Annotated in this window: 15 protein-coding genes; 8 read left to right on the forward strand and 7 right to left on the reverse strand. The window is 74.3% G+C overall.

The annotated features are described in order from the left end of the window. The first annotated feature begins 94 nt into the window (after positions 1–94). Positions 95–1516 (forward strand): alpha,alpha-trehalose-phosphate synthase (UDP-forming), encoded by a 1422-nt coding sequence (locus tag QA634_RS34450; protein ID WP_012336441.1) that lies wholly within the window; start codon positions 95–97, stop codon positions 1514–1516. 16 nt (positions 1517–1532) lie between these two features. Here QA634_RS34450 and QA634_RS34455 read toward each other — a convergent pair whose 3' ends face one another. Then, positions 1533–2459, reverse strand: a complete 927-nt coding sequence (locus QA634_RS34455) for a LysR family transcriptional regulator (protein ID WP_012336442.1) — start codon at positions 2457–2459, stop codon at positions 1533–1535. Between the two features lie 92 nt (positions 2460–2551). Here QA634_RS34455 and QA634_RS34460 point away from each other — a divergent pair, with 92 nt between their 5' ends. Further along, entirely contained in the window at positions 2552–3748 is a 1197-nt protein-coding gene (locus tag QA634_RS34460; RefSeq protein WP_012336443.1) for an MFS transporter, read from the forward strand. 1 nt (position 3749) lies between these two features. Beyond that, on the forward strand, positions 3750–4898 hold the full coding sequence (locus QA634_RS34465) for a serine hydrolase domain-containing protein (protein ID WP_012336444.1): 1149 nt from the start codon (positions 3750–3752) through the stop codon (positions 4896–4898). Between the two features lie 229 nt (positions 4899–5127). On the opposite strand, the gene QA634_RS34470 is transcribed toward QA634_RS34465, so the two are convergent. Beyond that, entirely contained in the window at positions 5128–7401 is a 2274-nt protein-coding gene (locus QA634_RS34470; protein WP_012336445.1) for a CDC48 family AAA ATPase, read from the reverse strand. A 139-nt stretch (positions 7402–7540) separates the two neighbouring features. Further along, complete coding sequence (locus QA634_RS34475) at positions 7541–8437, reverse strand: metallophosphoesterase family protein (RefSeq protein WP_012336446.1); 897 nt, start codon at positions 8435–8437, stop codon at positions 7541–7543. A gap of 373 nt (positions 8438–8810) precedes the next feature. On the opposite strand from QA634_RS34475, the gene QA634_RS34480 reads away from it, so the two are divergent. Both QA634_RS34480 and lpxK read left to right on the forward strand, forming a co-directional pair. After that, positions 8811–10112, forward strand: a complete 1302-nt coding sequence (locus tag QA634_RS34480) for a 3-deoxy-D-manno-octulosonic acid transferase (RefSeq protein WP_012336447.1) — start codon at positions 8811–8813, stop codon at positions 10110–10112. A 2-nt stretch (positions 10113–10114) separates the two neighbouring features. Then, on the forward strand, positions 10115–11113 hold the full coding sequence (gene lpxK / locus QA634_RS34485; protein WP_012336448.1) for a tetraacyldisaccharide 4'-kinase: 999 nt from the start codon (positions 10115–10117) through the stop codon (positions 11111–11113). 4 nt (positions 11114–11117) lie between these two features. On the opposite strand, the gene QA634_RS34490 is transcribed toward lpxK, so the two are convergent. The 4 genes from QA634_RS34490 to QA634_RS34505 all read right to left on the reverse strand — a co-directional run bounded on the left by QA634_RS34490 (position 11118) and on the right by QA634_RS34505 (position 13618). Then, positions 11118–11336 carry a DUF2093 domain-containing protein gene (locus QA634_RS34490; RefSeq protein ID WP_012336449.1) on the reverse strand — a complete coding sequence of 73 codons (219 nt, stop codon included), beginning with the start codon at positions 11334–11336 and terminating at the stop codon, positions 11118–11120. Between the two features lie 68 nt (positions 11337–11404). Then, complete coding sequence (gene ldtR, locus QA634_RS34495) at positions 11405–11920, reverse strand: transcriptional regulator LdtR (protein WP_012336450.1); 516 nt, start codon at positions 11918–11920, stop codon at positions 11405–11407. Positions 11921–12087: 167 nt separating this feature from the next. Next, a complete protein-coding gene (locus QA634_RS34500) occupies positions 12088–12555 on the reverse strand; it encodes a DUF6163 family protein (protein ID WP_012336451.1) in 468 nt (155 codons plus the stop codon). A 1-nt stretch (position 12556) separates the two neighbouring features. Continuing rightward, positions 12557–13618 (reverse strand): enoyl-CoA hydratase/isomerase family protein, encoded by a 1062-nt coding sequence (locus tag QA634_RS34505; RefSeq protein WP_012336452.1) that lies wholly within the window; start codon positions 13616–13618, stop codon positions 12557–12559. 197 nt (positions 13619–13815) lie between these two features. Here QA634_RS34505 and hemB point away from each other — a divergent pair, with 197 nt between their 5' ends. From hemB to QA634_RS34520, 3 genes are all read left to right on the forward strand, one after another. Continuing rightward, a complete protein-coding gene (gene hemB / locus QA634_RS34510; protein WP_012336453.1) occupies positions 13816–14868 on the forward strand; it encodes a porphobilinogen synthase in 1053 nt (350 codons plus the stop codon). Beyond that, positions 14865–15236 (forward strand): hypothetical protein, encoded by a 372-nt coding sequence (locus tag QA634_RS34515; protein WP_012336454.1) that lies wholly within the window; start codon positions 14865–14867, stop codon positions 15234–15236. The genes hemB and QA634_RS34515 overlap by 4 nt, the downstream gene beginning before the upstream one ends. A gap of 127 nt (positions 15237–15363) precedes the next feature. After that, a complete protein-coding gene (locus QA634_RS34520; protein ID WP_012336455.1) occupies positions 15364–16605 on the forward strand; it encodes a threonine ammonia-lyase in 1242 nt (413 codons plus the stop codon). Positions 16606–16675: the final 70 nt, after the last annotated feature.

Genomic DNA, 16675 nt, shown 5'->3' on the forward strand with positions numbered 1-16675 from the left:
GGATCGCGCTTGCATTCCGCGCATCCTACGCTCGCGCCGTGAGGGAGGGGCCGGGGCCCGGAACCCTCCCCCGCTCAGGGAGTCCGTAACCGCCGTGTCACGCCTGATCATCGTCTCGAACCGCGTCGCCGTCCCGGAAGCGGGATCGAAGGCCGTCGCGGCGGGCGGCCTCGCGGTCGCGTTGAAGGAAGCGTTCACCGCGTATCGGGGGCTGTGGTTCGGGTGGAGCGGTAAGATCGCCGAGCAGCCCTCGGGCGCGCCGGCCATCGCGGATCGCGGCCGCGTGCGCTACGCGGTGATGGACCTCTCGCCCCAGGATCACCGGGAATATTACAGCGGCTTCGCCAACCGGGCGCTCTGGCCGATCATGCACTACCGGCTCGGCCTCGCCGCCTACTCGCGGGCCGACTACGCGGGCTATCAGCGGGTCAACCGCATCTTCGCGCAGGCCCTGGCCGGCCTGATCGAACCCGGGGACCTGATCTGGGTGCACGATTACCACCTGATCCCCCTCGCCTCGGAGCTGCGTGGCCTCGGCGTGGCCAATCCGATCGGCTATTTCCACCACATCCCGTGGCCCTCGGGCGAGGTGTTCAACACGCTCCCGGCCTCGAACGAGCTGCTGCGGGCGGTGGCCGATTACGACCTGATCGGCCTCCAGACCGAGTGCGACGTCCACAATCTCTCGCGCAACCTCGTCGACGAGCTGCGGGCGATCCCGCTCGGCGGCGGCTCGCTGATGGTGGATGGGCGGCGCACCCGCATCCGCAGCTTCCCGATCGGCATCGACGTCGAGGGCTTCCGGCAGGCGGCGGACCGGGCCGGCATGAACCGGACGGTGCGGGACACGATCGCCGGGCTTCGCACGCGCAAGTTGCTGATCGGCGTCGACCGGCTCGACTATTCCAAGGGCGTGCCGGAGCGGATGGAGGCGGTGGAGCGCTTCTTCGCCTCCAACCCCGACCAGCGCGGCAACGTCGTCTTACTGCAGATCGCCCCGAAATCGCGCACTGAGGTGCCCGAGTACGAGCAGCTCAGCCGCGACGTGAACGAGGTCCTGGGCAACATCAACGGCTCGCTCGGCGAGCCGTCCTGGACGCCGATCCAGTACGTCACCAAGGCCTATCCGCGGGCGGTGCTGGCGGGCCTGTACCGGGCGGCGCGGGTCGGCCTGGTGACGCCGATGCGCGACGGGATGAACCTCGTCGCCAAGGAATACGTGGCGGCCCAGAGCGAGGACGATCCGGGCGTGCTCGTCCTGTCGAAATTCGCCGGCGCGGCGCGCCAGCTGCCCGAGGCGCTGCTGGTCAACCCCTACGACCGGTTCGAGGTGGCGGAGGCGATCCGGGCCGCCCTCTACATGCCCAAGGCCGAGCGGCTGGAGCGCTGGAAGCCGATGGTCGAGCGGCTCGGCCGCGAGGACGTGGATTGGTGGGCCCGCACCTACCTGACCGAGCTCGAAGCCTTCCGCACCATCGAGCGCGAGCCGCCGACGGCCGCCGAGGCGGCGCAGTAGCCGCGGGACGCGGCGCTCAGGAATCCTGCACATCCTGCCGGCAGCGGAGCGGATCGGTCTCGCGCAGCAGGTTCTCGCCCATGAAGGCCACGAAGGCGGCGAGCTTGGGCGAGGGGTGGCGGCTCGCCGGCCACAGGATGTGGAAGGCGCCGACCTCGCGCAGGTGATCGCGAAGGACGGCGACGAGCGCGCCGCGCCGCAGGAACCGCTGCACCGCGAAGAGCGGCAGGCAGGCGAGGCCGAACCCCTCCTCGGCGAGGCAGAGCTGCGGTTCCAGGGTGCTCGCCACCGCGGTCACCGGCAGGGCGAGGTCGAGATCCGCGCCGTCCCGCACCAGGGGCCAGCGCTGCAGCTTGCCCGTCGTGGGATAGCGGTGGTGCAGGCAGGCATGGGCGAGCAGGTCCTCCGGCGCGCGCGGCGTGCCGCGGGCCGCGAGGTAGTCGGGCGAGGCGACGATCCGGTGCGAGAAGGCGCCGAGCCGGCGCATCATCAGCCGCGAGTCGCGCGCCTCGCCGGTGCGGATCACGGCGTCGAAGCCCTCCTCGATCACGTCCACCAGCCGGTCGGTGAAGTCGAGATCGAGGGTGATCTCCGGATAGGCCCGCATGAAGGCCATCACCGCCGGCATCATCAGCATGCCGATCAGGGGCAGGCTGACGCGCAGCGTCCCGCTCGGGGCGCGCCGGGTCCGGGAGAGTTCGATCTCGGCGGCCTCGATCTCGGAGAAGATGCGCCGGCAGCGGTCGAGGAACATGGCGCCCTCCGGGGTGAGCGTGAGCGAGCGCGTGGAGCGGTGGAAGAGCCGGACCGCGAGCCGATCCTCCAGCCGCGCCACCGCCTTGCCCACCGCCGAGGCGGAGAGGCCGAGCCGCGCCGCGGCCGGCGCGAACCCGCCCGCCTCGGCCGTCTGCACGAAGGCGTTGAGTGCGCCGAGATGCTCCATGGGGCCCCCCCGATTGCGGACGCGGATGTCCGCGATGTCGGGAATTCTAGCCTCATTCCGCAGGGTCAGCGAGGCCCCTACCCTCCCGGGCCATGAGAACGCCCCCTGCCTCCCACCCCTCCCGCGGCGAGGGCCTGCCGCTCCCGGGCCTCCTCGCCCTCGCCATGGCGGGTTTCATCACCATCCTCACCGAGGCGTTGCCGGCCGGCCTGCTGCCGCAGATCGGCGCGGATCTCGCCGTCTCCGAGGCCGTCGCCGGGCAGTTCGTCACGGTCTACGCCGCCGGCTCGCTCCTCGCCGCCATCCCGGTGACCGCGGCGACGCGGCCGCTGCGGCGGCGCCCGCTGCTGATCGCCGCGATCGCGGGCTTCGCCGTCGCCAACACCGTGACGACCCTGTCCGGCTCCTACGCCCTGACCCTCGCGGCGCGCGCGGTCGCCGGCATCTCGGCGGGGCTGCTCTGGGCGCTCCTGGCCGGTTACGCGGCCCGGATGCTGCCCGAGGCCGCGCGGGGCCGCGCCATCGCGGTCGCCATGGCCGGCACGCCGCTGGCGCTGTCGATCGGCATCCCGGCCGGCACCTTCCTCGGCGCCCTGATCGGCTGGCGCGCCTGCTTCGGCCTGGTGACGGGGCTCAGCGGGATCCTGATCGTCTGGGTTCTGGCCGCCCTGCCCGATCCTCCCGGACAGGCGGCCGGCCGCGGGCTGCCGCTCTCCCGCGTGGCGTCCATGGCCGGGATCCGGCCGGTCCTCGCCGCGACGCTGACCTTCGTGCTCGCGCACACCATCCTCTACACCTACATCGCGCCGTTCCTCGACGCGGCGGGGCTCGGCGCCCGCACCGATCGCGTGCTGCTCGTCTTCGGCGCGGCCTCGGTGCTCGGCCTCGGCATCGTCGGCCTCCTCGTCGATCGCCGGTTGCGGACGCTGACGCTCCTCAGCACGGCCCTGTTCGGCCTCTCGGCGCTGGGTCTCGCCCTCGGCGGCGGCGCGGCGCTCCTGATCGCGGCGGTCGCCGCCTGGGGCCTCGCCTTCGGCGGCGCCGCGACGCTGTTCCAGACGGCCCTCAGCCGGTCCGCCGGGGATGAGGCGGACGTCGCGCAGGCGATGCTGGTGACGACCTGGAACCTCGCCATCGCGGGGGGCGGCCTGCTCCTGGAGCGGGTCGGCGCCCAGGGCCTGCCGCCGGCGCTCATGATCCTGCTCGTCCCGAGCTTCCTCGTCGTCCTGCGCGCCCGGCACCACGGCTTCCCGCCGGCCGCGCCACCCTCACCCCTCGAAGGAGCGTGACATGTCCGAGACCTCGCTGATCCTGCGGCTCGACCGCGTCATCGACGGCGCCCTGGCGGCCGAGCGCATCGTCGGCGCCGTCGTTCTGGTGGGCCGGGACGGAGAGACCGTCTACGCCCGCGCCGCCGGGCTCGCCGACCGCGAGGCGGCGGCGCCGATGCGGCCGGACACGATCTTCCGGCTCGCCTCCGTGTCGAAGCCCTTCGTGGCCGCGGCCGCGCTGGCCCTGGTGGCGCAGGGTCGGCTCGCGCTCGACCGCCCGATCACCGAGTGGCTGCCGGATTTCGCGCCGCGCCACGAGGGGCGGCCGGCGCGCATCACGCTCCGCCACCTCCTCAGCCACGCCTCGGGGCTCGGCTACGGCTTCCTCGAATCCGCGGACGGGCCGCTGCACCGAGCCGGCGTCTCGGACGGGATGGATCGCTGCGGCCTGACCCTCGCGGAGAACCTGCGCCGCCTCGCGGGCGTGCCGCTGCTGTTCGCGCCGGGCACCGGCTTCCGCTACGGGCTCGGCCTCGACGTCGCCGGGGCCCTGGTGGCGGCCGCGACCGGCCTGACGCTGCCGGAGGCGGTGCGCCGCCTCGTCGCCGAGCCCCTGGGCCTGCGCGACACCGGCTTCGCCCTCGGCGACGCCTCCCGCCTCGCCGCCGCCTACGCGGACGGGGTGCCGCTCGCGCGCCGGATGCGCGAGCCGGACACCCTGCACTTCGGGCCGGGCCTGGCCGGCATCGCGATGGATCCGGCCCGCATCTTCGATCCGGAGGCCTTTCCGTCCGGCGGCGCCGGGATGGTCGGCACGGCCGCGGAGGTGATGCGCCTCCTGGAGGCCCTGCGCCGGGGCGGCGCGCCGCTGATGCCGCCCGACCTCGCGGCGGAGATGGGCCGCGACCAGGTCGCCAAGATCGACCTCGAAGGCTCGCCCGGCTGGGGCTACGGGCTCGGATTCGCGGTGCTGCGCGATCCGCGGGCGGCGGGGGTCGCGGAGACGCCCGGGACGTGGCGCTGGGGCGGCGTCTACGGCCACAGCTGGCTCGTCGACCCGGCCCGCGGCCTCACGCTCGTGGCCCTGACCAACACCGCCCTCGAGGGCATGTGGAGCAGCGGGCGCTTCGCGCTCGACCTCGGCCGGGCGATCGCGGCGGCCCCGTGACCGGCCGTGGGCGCCGCCCGATCGATCCCGGCCGCGCGGCGCTTGAGCGAAGCCGACATCCGCATGGCGAAGCCATCCGTCGAATGTCGCATGCCAAAGCCCGCGCGGCGCTTGAGCGAGGCCCAAAGCCGCCATCCCGAAGGGATGAAGCGGGTTTGGTATGCCAAGCCCGCGCGGCGCTTGAGCGAAGCCGACATCCGCATGGCGAAGCCATCCGTCGGATGTCGGATCACTCGGCCGCCTGCCGGATCGGCATGAACCCGATCGGCTGGCGCTGCGGTCCCTCCTGCTTGAGGGTGCGCAGCATCGTCTCGTAATCCTGCTCCATCTCGGGCGTCACCGAGGGGCGCGTCTCGTGCAGCGCGGCCTCGAAATGCGCCCGCGTCACCTCGCTCGCCGCGAGGTCCGCCCGCAGCGCCATCAGGCCGGCCCGGCGGGTGAGGTCCTCCAGGTCCGCCCCGGTGAAGCGCACGGTGCGGGCCGCGAGGTCGTCGAGGTCGACGTCGCGGGCGAGCGGCATCCCGCGGGTGTGGATGCCCAGGATGTGGCGGCGGCCCTCCGCGCTCGGCACCGGCACGTAGACGAGTTCGTCGAAGCGGCCCGGCCGCAGCAGGGCCGGATCGACCAGGTTCGGCCGGTTGGTGGCGGCGATCACCACCACGCCCTGCAGCTCCTCCAGCCCGTCCATCTCGGCCAGGATCGTGTTGACCACCCGCTCGGTCACGGCGGGCTCGCCGAGGCCGCCGCCGCGCACCGGCGCGAGCGAGTCGATCTCGTCGATGAAGATCACGGTCGGGGCGACCTGCCGGGCCCGGGCGAACAGGCGCGAGACCTGCTGCTCGGATTCGCCGTACCATTTCGAGAGCAGGTCCGAGGACTTCGTCGCCACGAAATTCGCCGAGGCCTCCCGCGCCACCGCCTTGGCGAGCAGCGTCTTGCCGGTGCCGGGCGGCCCGAACAGCAGGAAGCCCTTGGCCGGCCGGATGCCGATGCGCCGGAACGCCTCCGGGTTCTTGAGGGGCAGTTCCACGCCCTCGCGCAGGCGGGTCTGGACGTCGCCGAGCCCGCCGACGTCGTCCCAGCCGACATTCGGCACCTGGATCATGATCTCGCGCAGCGCCGAGGGCTGGACCCGCTTGAGGGCGTTGAGGAAATCCTCGCGGCAGACCTGCAGGGTCTCGAGGATCTCCGGCGGGATCCCCTCCTTCAGGTTGATCTGCGGCAGCACGCGCCGCAGCGCGTCCATGGCCGCCTCGCGGGCGAGCGCCGCGAGGTCGGCCCCCACGAAGCCGTAGGTGGTGCGGGCGATCTCGTCGAGGTCGACGGTGTCGCCGAGCGGCATGCCGCGGGTGTGGATGGTCAGCACCTCGCGCCGGCCCGGCTCGTCGGGCACGCCGATCACGATCTCGCGGTCGAAGCGGCCGGGCCGGCGCAGGGCCTCGTCGATCGCGTCGCGCCGGTTCGTCGCCCCGATCACCACGATGTTCTGGCGCGGCTCCAGCCCGTCCATCAGGGTGAGGAGCTGGGCGACGATGCGGCGCTCCACCTCGCCGCGGGCCTCCTCGCGCTTCGGCGCGATCGAGTCGATCTCGTCGATGAAGATGATCGCGGGCGAATTGCGCTGCGCGTCGGAGAAGATCTGGCGCAGGCGCTGCTCGGATTCCCCGTACTGGCTGCCCATGATCTCCGGGCCGGCGATGTGGAAGAACTGCGCCTCGGTCTCGTTGGCGACCGCGCGGGCGAGCAGGGTCTTGCCGGTGCCGGGCGGGCCGTAGAGGAGCACGCCCTTGGGCGGGTCGATGCCGAGACGCTGAAACAGCTCGGGGTGGCGCAGCGGCAGCTCCACCATCTCGCGCACCTGGTCGACGGTGCTGCCGAGCCCGCCGATGTCGTCGTAGGTGACGTCGGCGCGCCGCGCCTCCTTGGGCTCCTCGTAGATCGGCCGCAGGTCGATCTCGGTCTCGGCCGTGACCTGCACGATGCCGCGCGGCTGGGTCGAGACCACGACCAGGCGGATCTCCTGAAGGCCGTAGGCCGGCAGGTTGAACATCGAGCGCAGCTCGGGCGGCACGTCGTCGTGGCCCATCCGCGACTGCACCGAGGTCGAGATCACGTCCCCGGCCATCAGCGGCCGCCGGAAGAAGGTGCGGCGCAGGGCCTCGGCCGAGCCCTGCAGGCGCAGGTTCTTCTGGGCCGGGGCGAGCACGACGCGGTTCGCGGGCCGCACCTCGGCGCGCTTGATCTCGACGTGGTCGCCCGAGCTCACCCCCGCATTGACGCGCTGGAGGCCGTCGAGGCGGATGATGCTGAGGCCCTCGTCCTCGGCGCCGAGGGCGATGGCGAGCGCCGTGGTGTGGCGCTTGCCGACGATCTCGATCGGGTCGCCCTCCTGCAGGTGCAGGCTGCGGAGAACCGCCGCGCCCACCCGGGCGACACCGCGCCCCACATCCTGCGCCCGCGCATTCGCCACCTGCGCGCGCACGCTGCCCGTGTCTTCCGCCATCCCGATCCGCCTCTCGCTGCGCGGGCGCCCGGGCGCACGCGGCGCCGGGCGGGGAGCTCGCCCGTCCGCGGGGGGCCCCGTTCGGCGGGAGAACGCGGGGGCCGCGCGGATTGTTCGGCGCGCGGCGAATCGCGCCCGCTCAGCCGTAGAGGGTGAGGATTCCGAGGTCGCCGATGCGGTCGTCCGGGAGCAGGCCGCGCAGGGTCGCGGTGACGGCGTAGCCCGTCGCGGTCCGGGCGAATTCGTAGAGGTGGTAGCCGGCGCAGTGGCTCAGCGCGCCGCCGCGGGCCGAGGCGGAAGGCGCCCCGATCACCGGCACGCGCCGCCCGTCCGGCCCGATCACGAAGGCGACCGAGCCGACGTGGTTGTGGCCGTGCAGGACGAGGTCCGCGCCGACCCGGCGGATCATCGCCTCGACGGCGGACGCGTCGGTCAGGTTGCGCCCGGGCAGGGCCCCGCCGACATGGGGCGGGTGGTGGATCATCACCACGCGGCAGGGCGCCTCCGGCTCGCGGGCGAGGCTGCCGAGCAGCGCTTCGGCCGCCGCGATCTGGCGGGTTCCGAGCCGGCCGCTCGCCACGAAGGGCGCGGTCGGGATCGCCGAGGACAGCCCGACCAGGGCGAGCGGCCCGCGGCGGCGCAGGTAGGGGAAGGCGCGCTCGCCTCCGGCATCGTCCCGCGTCCAGGGGCCGACCGCGTCGAGGAGCCCGTCGAGGGAGCCGCGCACGTAGGCGTCGTGGTTGCCCGGCACGAAGCTCACCGCCTCGGGCCCGCCCAGCGCCTCCAGGAACATCCGGGCGGTCTCCCACTCGCTCGGCAATCCGATGTTGCAGAGGTCGCCCGTGCAGGCGATGTGGTCGGGCGCGGCCGCCCGCAGGTCGGCGACCAGCGCCTCCAGCACCGCCATGTCGTGCGTCAGCTTGCGGCCGCGGCTCCAGTTCACCCAGCCGGTCGCGCGCTTGCTGAGCAACTGGCGCAGGCGCGGGCGCGAGAGCGGCCCGACATGGGGATCGGTGAGGTGGGCGAGGCGGAACATCGCGACGGCGAACGCGGGGGCGCCTCCGGTGGCGGCCCGGAACGACTCCCCGCCGCCGGGCGGCTTATGACCAAGGCCGCGCGGCGCCGCAAGCGCCCGCGGCGCCCGCACGCCCCGCCGCGACGCGCGGATCGGGGCCCGCGCGAGGTTGCGCCCTGCACTCAGGGGGCGCTAGACGGCGGGCTCCGGAAGCGGGATACGGCGGGTGGGGTCCGAGTCGGTCCCCCGCGGCGCCGGCTCCCCGCGGCCTCGCCCGAGGTCCGCCGCAGCGTCATCTCATGAGCCCTGTCCTCCGCACCGGCCGCCTTCCCACCGGCTGTCCCGGCGGTCCGTCCGCCCCTTCCCGCGAGCGTGGGCCGGAGCGGGGCGCCGGATGAGCGCCCCCGCCATGCCGTTCCTGCTGCGGGCCTACCATCACGGGCTCCTCGCCCTCGAACCGGCCCTGATCGGCCTGCTGGCCTGGCGCCGCCGCAAGGGCAAGGAGGATCCGGAGCGGCTGCCCGAGCGCGTCGGGCGCGCCGGCAAGCCGCGCCCCGCCGGGCCCCTCGTCTGGGCGCACGGCGCCAGCGTCGGCGAGGCCCTGATGCTGCTGCCGCTCGTCGACCGCCTCGCCCGCCGCGGCTTCACGGTGCTGGTCACCTCCGGCACCCGAACCTCGGCCGACCTCGTCGCCGCCCGCCTGCCCGCGGGCGCCCTGCACCAATTCGCACCCCTGGACGCGCCGCGCTACGTGGCGCGCTTCCTGGACCATTGGCGGCCGGACCTCGCCATCGTGGCGGAATCGGAACTGTGGCCGAACACCATCCTGGCCCTCGATGCCCGCCAGGTGCCCCTGATCCTCGTCAACGGCCGCATGTCGGAGCGCTCCGCCCGGGGCTGGGCCCGGCTGCCGGCCTTGGCGCGGGCGGTGCTCTCGCGCATCGCGATCTGCCTCGTCCAGACCCGCGAGGAGGCCGAGCGCTTCCTCCGGCTCGGGGCGCCGCGGGTCGTCGTGTCCGGGAACCTGAAATTCGACGCCCCCGCCCCGCCGGCCGACCCGCAGGCCCTGGCCCAGTTCTCGGCGATGCTGGCCGGGCGGCCGGTCTGGCTCGCGGCCAGCACGCATCCGGGCGAGGAGGCGGGCATCATCGCGGTCCATCGGCGCCTCGCCGCGCAGCGCCCCGGCCTGATCACCCTCGTCGTGCCGCGCCATCCGCGCCGCGGCGCCGAGATTGCCGCGGCGGGCCGCGCCGCCGGCCTGCGCGTCGCGCTGCGCAGCCAGGGCGGCCTGCCCGACGCGCGCACCGATCTCTACGTCGCCGACACGATCGGGGAGCTCGGCCTGTTCTACCGCCTCGCGCCCGTCGCCTTCATCGGCGGATCCCTGGTCGAGCGCGGCGGCCAGAACCCGATCGAGCCGGCCCGGCTCGACACCCCGATCCTGCACGGGCCCCATGTCCGGAACTTCGCCCAGGCCTACGCGGTGCTGGGACAGGCCGGGGCCGCCTTGGCGGTGGCCGACGAGGACGCCCTCGCGGAGGCCCTGGGCCGGCTCCTCGCCGACCCGGCGCGCCGCGCCGCGATGGCGGCGGCCGGGCGCCGCGCGGTGACGGCCTGCGGCGGCGCCCTCGACCGGACCATGGCGGCCCTCGAACCCTTCATCTGCCAGATGAAGATCAGCGGCCGGTTCGGCTGAGGATGCGGGCCCCGGACTTCTGGTGGCGCGATCCGCCTTCCCTGCCGGCCCGGCTGCTCGCGCCAGTCGGGGCGCTCTACGGCGCCGCCGCGGCGCGGCGAATGGCCCGGCCTGGCGCGCCGGCCCCCTGCCCGGTCGTCTGCGTCGGCAACGTCACCCTGGGCGGGGCCGGCAAGACCCCGACCGCCCTGGCGCTCGCGGCCCTGCTGCGGGAGCTCGGCGCGCGCCCCGCCTTCCTGAGCCGGGGCTACGGCGGGTCCCTGCCGGGGCCGCTGCGCGTCGATCCCGCCGCCCACGGCGCCGCCGAGGTCGGGGACGAGCCCCTGCTCATCGCCCGCGCGGCGCCCACCATCGTCGCCCGGGACCGCCCGGCCGGCGCCGCGGCCTGCGCGGCCGCCGGCGCCGACGTGATCGTGATGGATGACGGGCTGCAGAACCCGTCCCTGCGCAAGGATTGGTCCCTGGCCGTCTTCGACGCCGGGGTCGGCATCGGCAACGGCCTGCCCTTCCCGGCCGGGCCGCTGCGGGCGCCGCTCGGCGCCCAGTGGCCCCTCGTCTCGGCCGTGCTGGTGATCGGGGACGCGGCGCAGGGTCGCCCGCTCCTCGCGGCGGCGGCGGCGCGCGGCCTGCCCGCCCTGCGCGGGCGGCTCGCGCCGGACGCGGCGGCCGCCGCGGCGCTGCGCGGCCGCCCCGTCCTCGCCTTCGCGGGGATCGGCCGGCCGGACAAGTTCTTCGAGAGCCTGCGCGCGGTCGGGGCGGAGCTGCGCGGGACGCGCGCCTTCCCGGACCATCACGCCTACCGGGCGGGGGAGATCGCGGCGCTGGAGCGGGAGGCGACGCGGCGGGGCCTGACCCTCGTCACCACCGAGAAGGACCGCGTGCGCCTGCCCGCCGCCATGGCGGTGGCGGTGCTGCCGGTGCGGCTCGCGCTCGCGCCGGACGACGCGGCGCTCCTGCGCGCGCGCCTCGCGGCCCTGCTGAGGGGGCGGGCCGGGCCCTGAGCGGTCAGGGCCGCCCCGTCTCCCGCAGCCGCTGCATCACCGCCTCCGGCCCGGCATAGGCCTCCTGGCGGGCCACGCTCCAGTAGCGCAGGTCGTCGAGGGCGATCTCCGCGCCGGTCACCGCGCAGCGCACGAAGCGGCCCGGGCGCACCACCCTCAGGTTGCTGTCGCCGTACTCGACCACCGCCTCGCCCGTTCCGCCCCGATCCATCCGTCCCAGCATCGCGTCCTCCGGTCCGATCCCCGCGTGTAGGACGCCGCGGCCCGGCTGTCGACGGAGGCCGCGCCGGCTCACAGGCGGTAGCGGATCTGGTCGGTCCAGAACCGCTCCAGGCGGGCCAGCGACTGGTTCAGGCGGACGAAATCGTCCTCCGAGATGCCGCCGATCGGCTGGATCGTCCGGGCGTGCTTGTCGTAGAGGCCGCGCACGATCTCGTGCACCTCCCGGCCCTTATCGGTCAGGCTGATCCGCACCGAGCGCCGGTCGGTCTTCGAGCGGGCGTGGTGCAGGTAGCCGGTCTCGACCAGCTTCTTCACGTTGTAGGAGACGTTCGAGCCGAGATAGTAGCCGCGGGTGCGCAGCTCGCTCGCGGTCAGCTCCTTGTCGCCGATATTGTAGAGCAGCAGCGCCTGCACGCTGTTGACGTCCTCGCGGCCGCGGCGCTCGAACTCGTCCTTGATGACGTCGAGCAGGCGGCGGTGCAGCCGCTCGACGAGGTGCAGGGCCTCCAGGTATTGGTTGCGCACCACCGGCGCGGCTTCCGGGGCCCGGGCCTGCTCGGCCACCTTCAACGCCTGGTTCTTCATGGTTTCGCCTCTCTGTACTGCCTGCTGGGCGGTGTTGTCCGCTCCGCTTATGCAGCCAACCTAGGAGGCCCCCGTGAATGTGGGTTTAAACGATACGCTAAATTCTCGATTTACCGATGTGGGTAAATCGACGATAAAGCCGCCGGTCGCGGCCCCGGCGTCCCCGGTCACCGCATCTCGCGCGAGGCGAGCCAGGATACGGTGAAGTAGAGGACGACGATCGTCCCGTCGAAGGCAAGGTTCGGCACACTCATCGGCAGGAGCTGCGGGGTGAGCAGCGCCAGCACGAAGGCCGAGGTCGCGGCGAGCAGCCAGACGACGCCGCCCCAGGCGGTGCCGAGCCAGAGCCCGACCGCGGCCAGGAGGTCGATCACCCCGAAATAGATGATGACCGCCTGACGCCCCACCGGGGCGCCCTCGAAGGGCTGGGCGCCGGGCCGGGCGCCCAGGATCTCCGCCCAGGCGCTGAGGCCCTTGATCATCCAGATCACCGCGACCATGCGCATGAGCCAGATCAGCACCACGTCCCAGCGGGTGCCGGGCGGCTGAGGATTGCGCTCGATGCGGTCGCCCCCGTCCTCCGACAGGGCGAGGCCGCGCGAGGGGCCGCTGCGGGCCCTGGGGAGGCCGCGCATCTCAGGCGAACCGGGGCTCGTCGGGCAGGGGCGCGAAATGCGCCTCCACCGCCTCCGCCGTGACCGCCTCGAGGCGCTCGGGCCGCCAGCGCGGGGCGCCGTCCTTGTCGATCAGGGTGGCGCGCACCCCCTCGTAGAAGTCGTGTCCTTCGAGGATGCGGGTGACGATCCGGTACTCGGTCAGCATCGCCTCCGGGAAACTCATGGCGATGCCCCGGCGCATCTGCGCGAAGGCGACGGCGACGCTGGTGGGCGAGCGCGTGCGGATCGTGGCGGCGGCCTTGCCCGCGAAGCCGGAGCCCTCCCGCGCCGCCGCGTCGAGCCGGGCCAGCACCGCCGCCACGCTCTCGGCCGAGAAGCAGGAATCGATCACCTCGCGGGCGGCGTGGAGCGGCCCGGGCGGGGGCGCCTCGCTCTCGCCCAGCGCCGCCTCGACCGGCTCCCCCGCGGCGAGCCGCTCCGTGATCGCCTCGAAGGCGGGGGCCGGCGCCGCCCGCGTCGCGAGCCCGAAGGCGAGGCCGTCCCCCGGCCCGACCCGGTCGCCGGTGAGGGCGAGGTAGGTTCCGAAGGCGCCCGGCAGGCGCGGCAGCGCGTAGGTCGCCCCGACATCCGGGAAGAAGCCGATCCCCACCTCCGGCATCGCGAACAGGTAGCGCTCCCCCGCGACGCGGTGCGCGCCGTGCAGCGACAGCCCGACGCCCCCGCCCATCACGATCCCGTCGATCAGCGACACGATCGGCTTGGGGTAGCGGTGGATCAGGGCGTTGAGCGCGTATTCCTCCCGCCAGAAGGCGTCGGGCGCCCGCGGGCCCCGCGCCCGCGCCTCGTCGTGGAGGTGCCGGATGTCGCCGCCCGCGCAGAAGGCGCGCCCGGCGCCGCGCAGCACGATGCGCGTCACCCCGGGATCCGCCAGCCACGCGTCGAGGGCGGCGCGCAGGCGCCGCACCATGCCGAGATCGAGCGCGTTGAGGGCCTGCGGGCGGTTGAGGGTGAGGCACCCCGCCGTCCCCCGCCGCTCGACCAGGACGTGGGTCTCCGCGTCGCCCGCCATATCGCCCGCCATCGGCATCCTTCCTGACCTGCTGGGGCCGTAAACCAGCCGCCGGGGAGTGCGTCAACGCGACGGGCGCGCCCGTTTGCTGCCTGCCATGCGGCCGGGGCCGTCCCGGACGGGTTCCGAGGCGGCGCGGGTCTGTGCTAGGGCTTCATGAGAAGAATGACAGCGGCCCGTGCCCGCGGGTCCGGGAGGTCTCGAATTCGATGTCGCAGATCCAGCCCTTCGTCCGGCCCCTCGCCCGCGACGCCGCCCGGACCGAGACCGCCCCCGGCCTGTCCCTGACCCAGCGGCCGCGCCGCAACCGCAAGGCGGAGTGGTCGCGCCGGCTCGTGCGCGAGACCGTGCTGACCCTCGACGACCTGATCTGGCCGCTCTTCGTCATCGAGGGCGAGCGCCGGCGCGAGCCGGTGCCCTCCATGCCGGGCGTCGAGCGGCTGAGCGTCGACGAGGCGGTGCGCGAGGCCGAGCGCGCGGCCGCCCTGCGGATCCCGGCCATCGCCTTCTTCCCCTACGTCGAGCCCTCGCTGCGGGACGAGACCGGCTCGGAGGCGCTCAACCGCAACAACCTCGTCTGCCGGGCGGTGCGGGCCGTGAAGGCGGCGGTGCCGGAACTCGGCGTGATCACGGACGTCGCCCTCGACCCCTATACCAGCCACGGCCATGACGGGCTCCTCGACGACACCGTGATCGTCAACGACGAGACCGTGGCGCTCCTGGTCGAGCAGAGCCTGATCCAGGCCGAGGCCGGCACCGACGTGATCGCCCCCTCCGACATGATGGACGGGCGCGTCGGCGCGATCCGCGCGGGGCTCGACCGCTCGGGCTTCCGCGACGTGCAGATCATGGCCTACGCGGCCAAGTACGCGAGCGCCTTCTACGGCCCGTTCCGGGACGCGATCGGCACCAGCGCGACGCTCAAGGGCGACAAGCGCACCTACCAGATGGACCCCGGCAACACCGAGGAGGCGCTGCGCGAAGTCGCGCTCGACCTGGAGGAGGGGGCCGATTCCGTGATGGTGAAGCCCGGCCTTCCCTACCTCGACATCATCCGGCGGGTGAAGGAAGGCTTCGGCGTGCCGACCTTCGCCTACCAGGTCTCGGGCGAGTACGCGATGATCGCGGCGGCGGCCCAGAACGGCTGGCTCGACGGCGAGCGCGCCATGATCGAGAGCTTGGTGGCCTTCAAGCGCGCGGGCGCGGACGGCATCTTCACCTATTTCGCGCCGCGGGTCGCGGAGCGCCTGCGGGCCGGGTGAGGACGGCCGTCATCCTCGCCGCGTCGGCGGTCGCCCTCGCGGCCTGCGCGCCCGACCTCGACCCCGCCCAGGAGCGGGTCTGCCGGCGCGTGCTGCCGACCCTGGTGGCGGAGGGCGGGCGGGCGCGGGTGCTCGGCGCCGCGCCCGGGCGCGCGCCCCGCAGCATCCGCATCGACTTCGTCGAGGAGCGCGCCGGGCGCCCGCCCCTCACCCGCTGGGTGGTGTGCCGCTTCTCGGAGATGAGCCGCGTCGATCTCGGCGGGGTGCTGAGCGACCGCGGCCAGGTCGGCGAGGCCGCCCTCTACCTCCTCAAGCACTACTACCTCGACACGCCCGACGCGGCGGCGGCCGAGCCCGCCCCCGGCTGACGCCGCGGCCGGGCGATCGCCCCTGGCCGGTGGGCCGTGCCGACGCGCGCATCGACTCCGCGGGCGGCCGGGATCATTCTGACGGCGGGAATCGCCGCGGATGCGGCGCCGAGCGCGAGGGCGTATCTTGAGCGAACCCTACGTCATCGGCCCGGACGACGTCGCCCGGGCCGCCGAGACCATCCGGGGCCACGTGCTGCGCACGCCGCTGGTGCCGGCGCCGCGCCTGTCGGAGGTCACCGGCGCCCGGGTCTTCGTCAAGCACGAGAACATGCAGGCGACCGGGGCCTTCAAGGAGCGCGGCGCGGCGAACCGCCTGAGCCGGCTCGACGCCGACGAGCGCCGCCGCGGCGTGGTGGCGATGTCGGCCGGCAACCACGCCCAGGCGGTGGCCTATCACGCGAGGCGCCTCGGCATCCCGGCCACGATCGTGATGCCGGCCACGACCCCCCTCGTGAAGGTCGAGAACACCCGCGCCCACGGCGCCACCGTGCTCCTGGAGGGCGAGACGCTGGTCGAGGCGGCCGAGACCGCCCGCGACCTCGTCGAGACGCGGGGCCTCGTCCTGGTCCACCCCTACGACGACCCGGCCGTGATGGCCGGCCAGGGCACGGTCGCCCTGGAGATGCTGGAGGATGCGCCCGACCTCGACTGCCTCGTGGTGCCGATCGGCGGCGGCGGGCTGATGGCCGGGATGGCGGTCGCCGCCTCCGCCCGGCCGGACCTCGACCTCTACGGCGTCGAGGCGGCGTTCTACCCCTCCTTCCTCAACGCGATCGACGGCGGCGCGCGCCCGATCGGCGGGCCGACCCTGGCGGAGGGCATCGCCGTCAAGACGGTCGGGCGGTTCACCCTGCCGATCATCCGCGACCGGGTGCGGGAGATCCTCCTCGTCGGCGAGCCCGAGATCGAGCGCGCGGTGCACGACTACGCCACCCTGCAGCGCAGCCTCGCCGAGGGGGCGGGGGCGGCCGGGCTCGCGGCCCTGCTGGCCCATCCCGACCGCTTCGCCGGGCGCAAGGTCGGCCTCGTGCTCTGCGGCGGCAACATCGACGCGCGGCTCCTGGCCTCCGTGATGGTCCGCGAGCTGGAGCGGGAGGACCGCATCGTCTCCTTCCGCCTGACCGCGAGCGACCGCCCCGGCGTGCTCGGGCGGGTGACCGGGCGCCTCGGCGAACTCGGCGTCAACATCCTGGAGGTGTCGCACGGGCGCCTCCACCTCGACGTGCCGGCCAAGAGCGTGACGATCGACGTGACCATCGAGACCCGCGGCCCCGGCCACACCGCCGAGATCCTGACGACGCTCGCGGCCGAGGGCCTCGATCCGCGCCGCATCGGCCCGCACGGCACCGCCACGGCGACGGCCTGAGCAGACTTGCGCGGGGCAAGTCTGCCGGGAATCTTGCTCCCGCGCCATTCCTGCCGCCGAACCGGCGACC

The sequence above is a fragment of the Methylobacterium sp. CB376 genome, assembly GCF_029714205.1.
GTDB lineage: Bacteria > Pseudomonadota > Alphaproteobacteria > Rhizobiales > Beijerinckiaceae > Methylobacterium.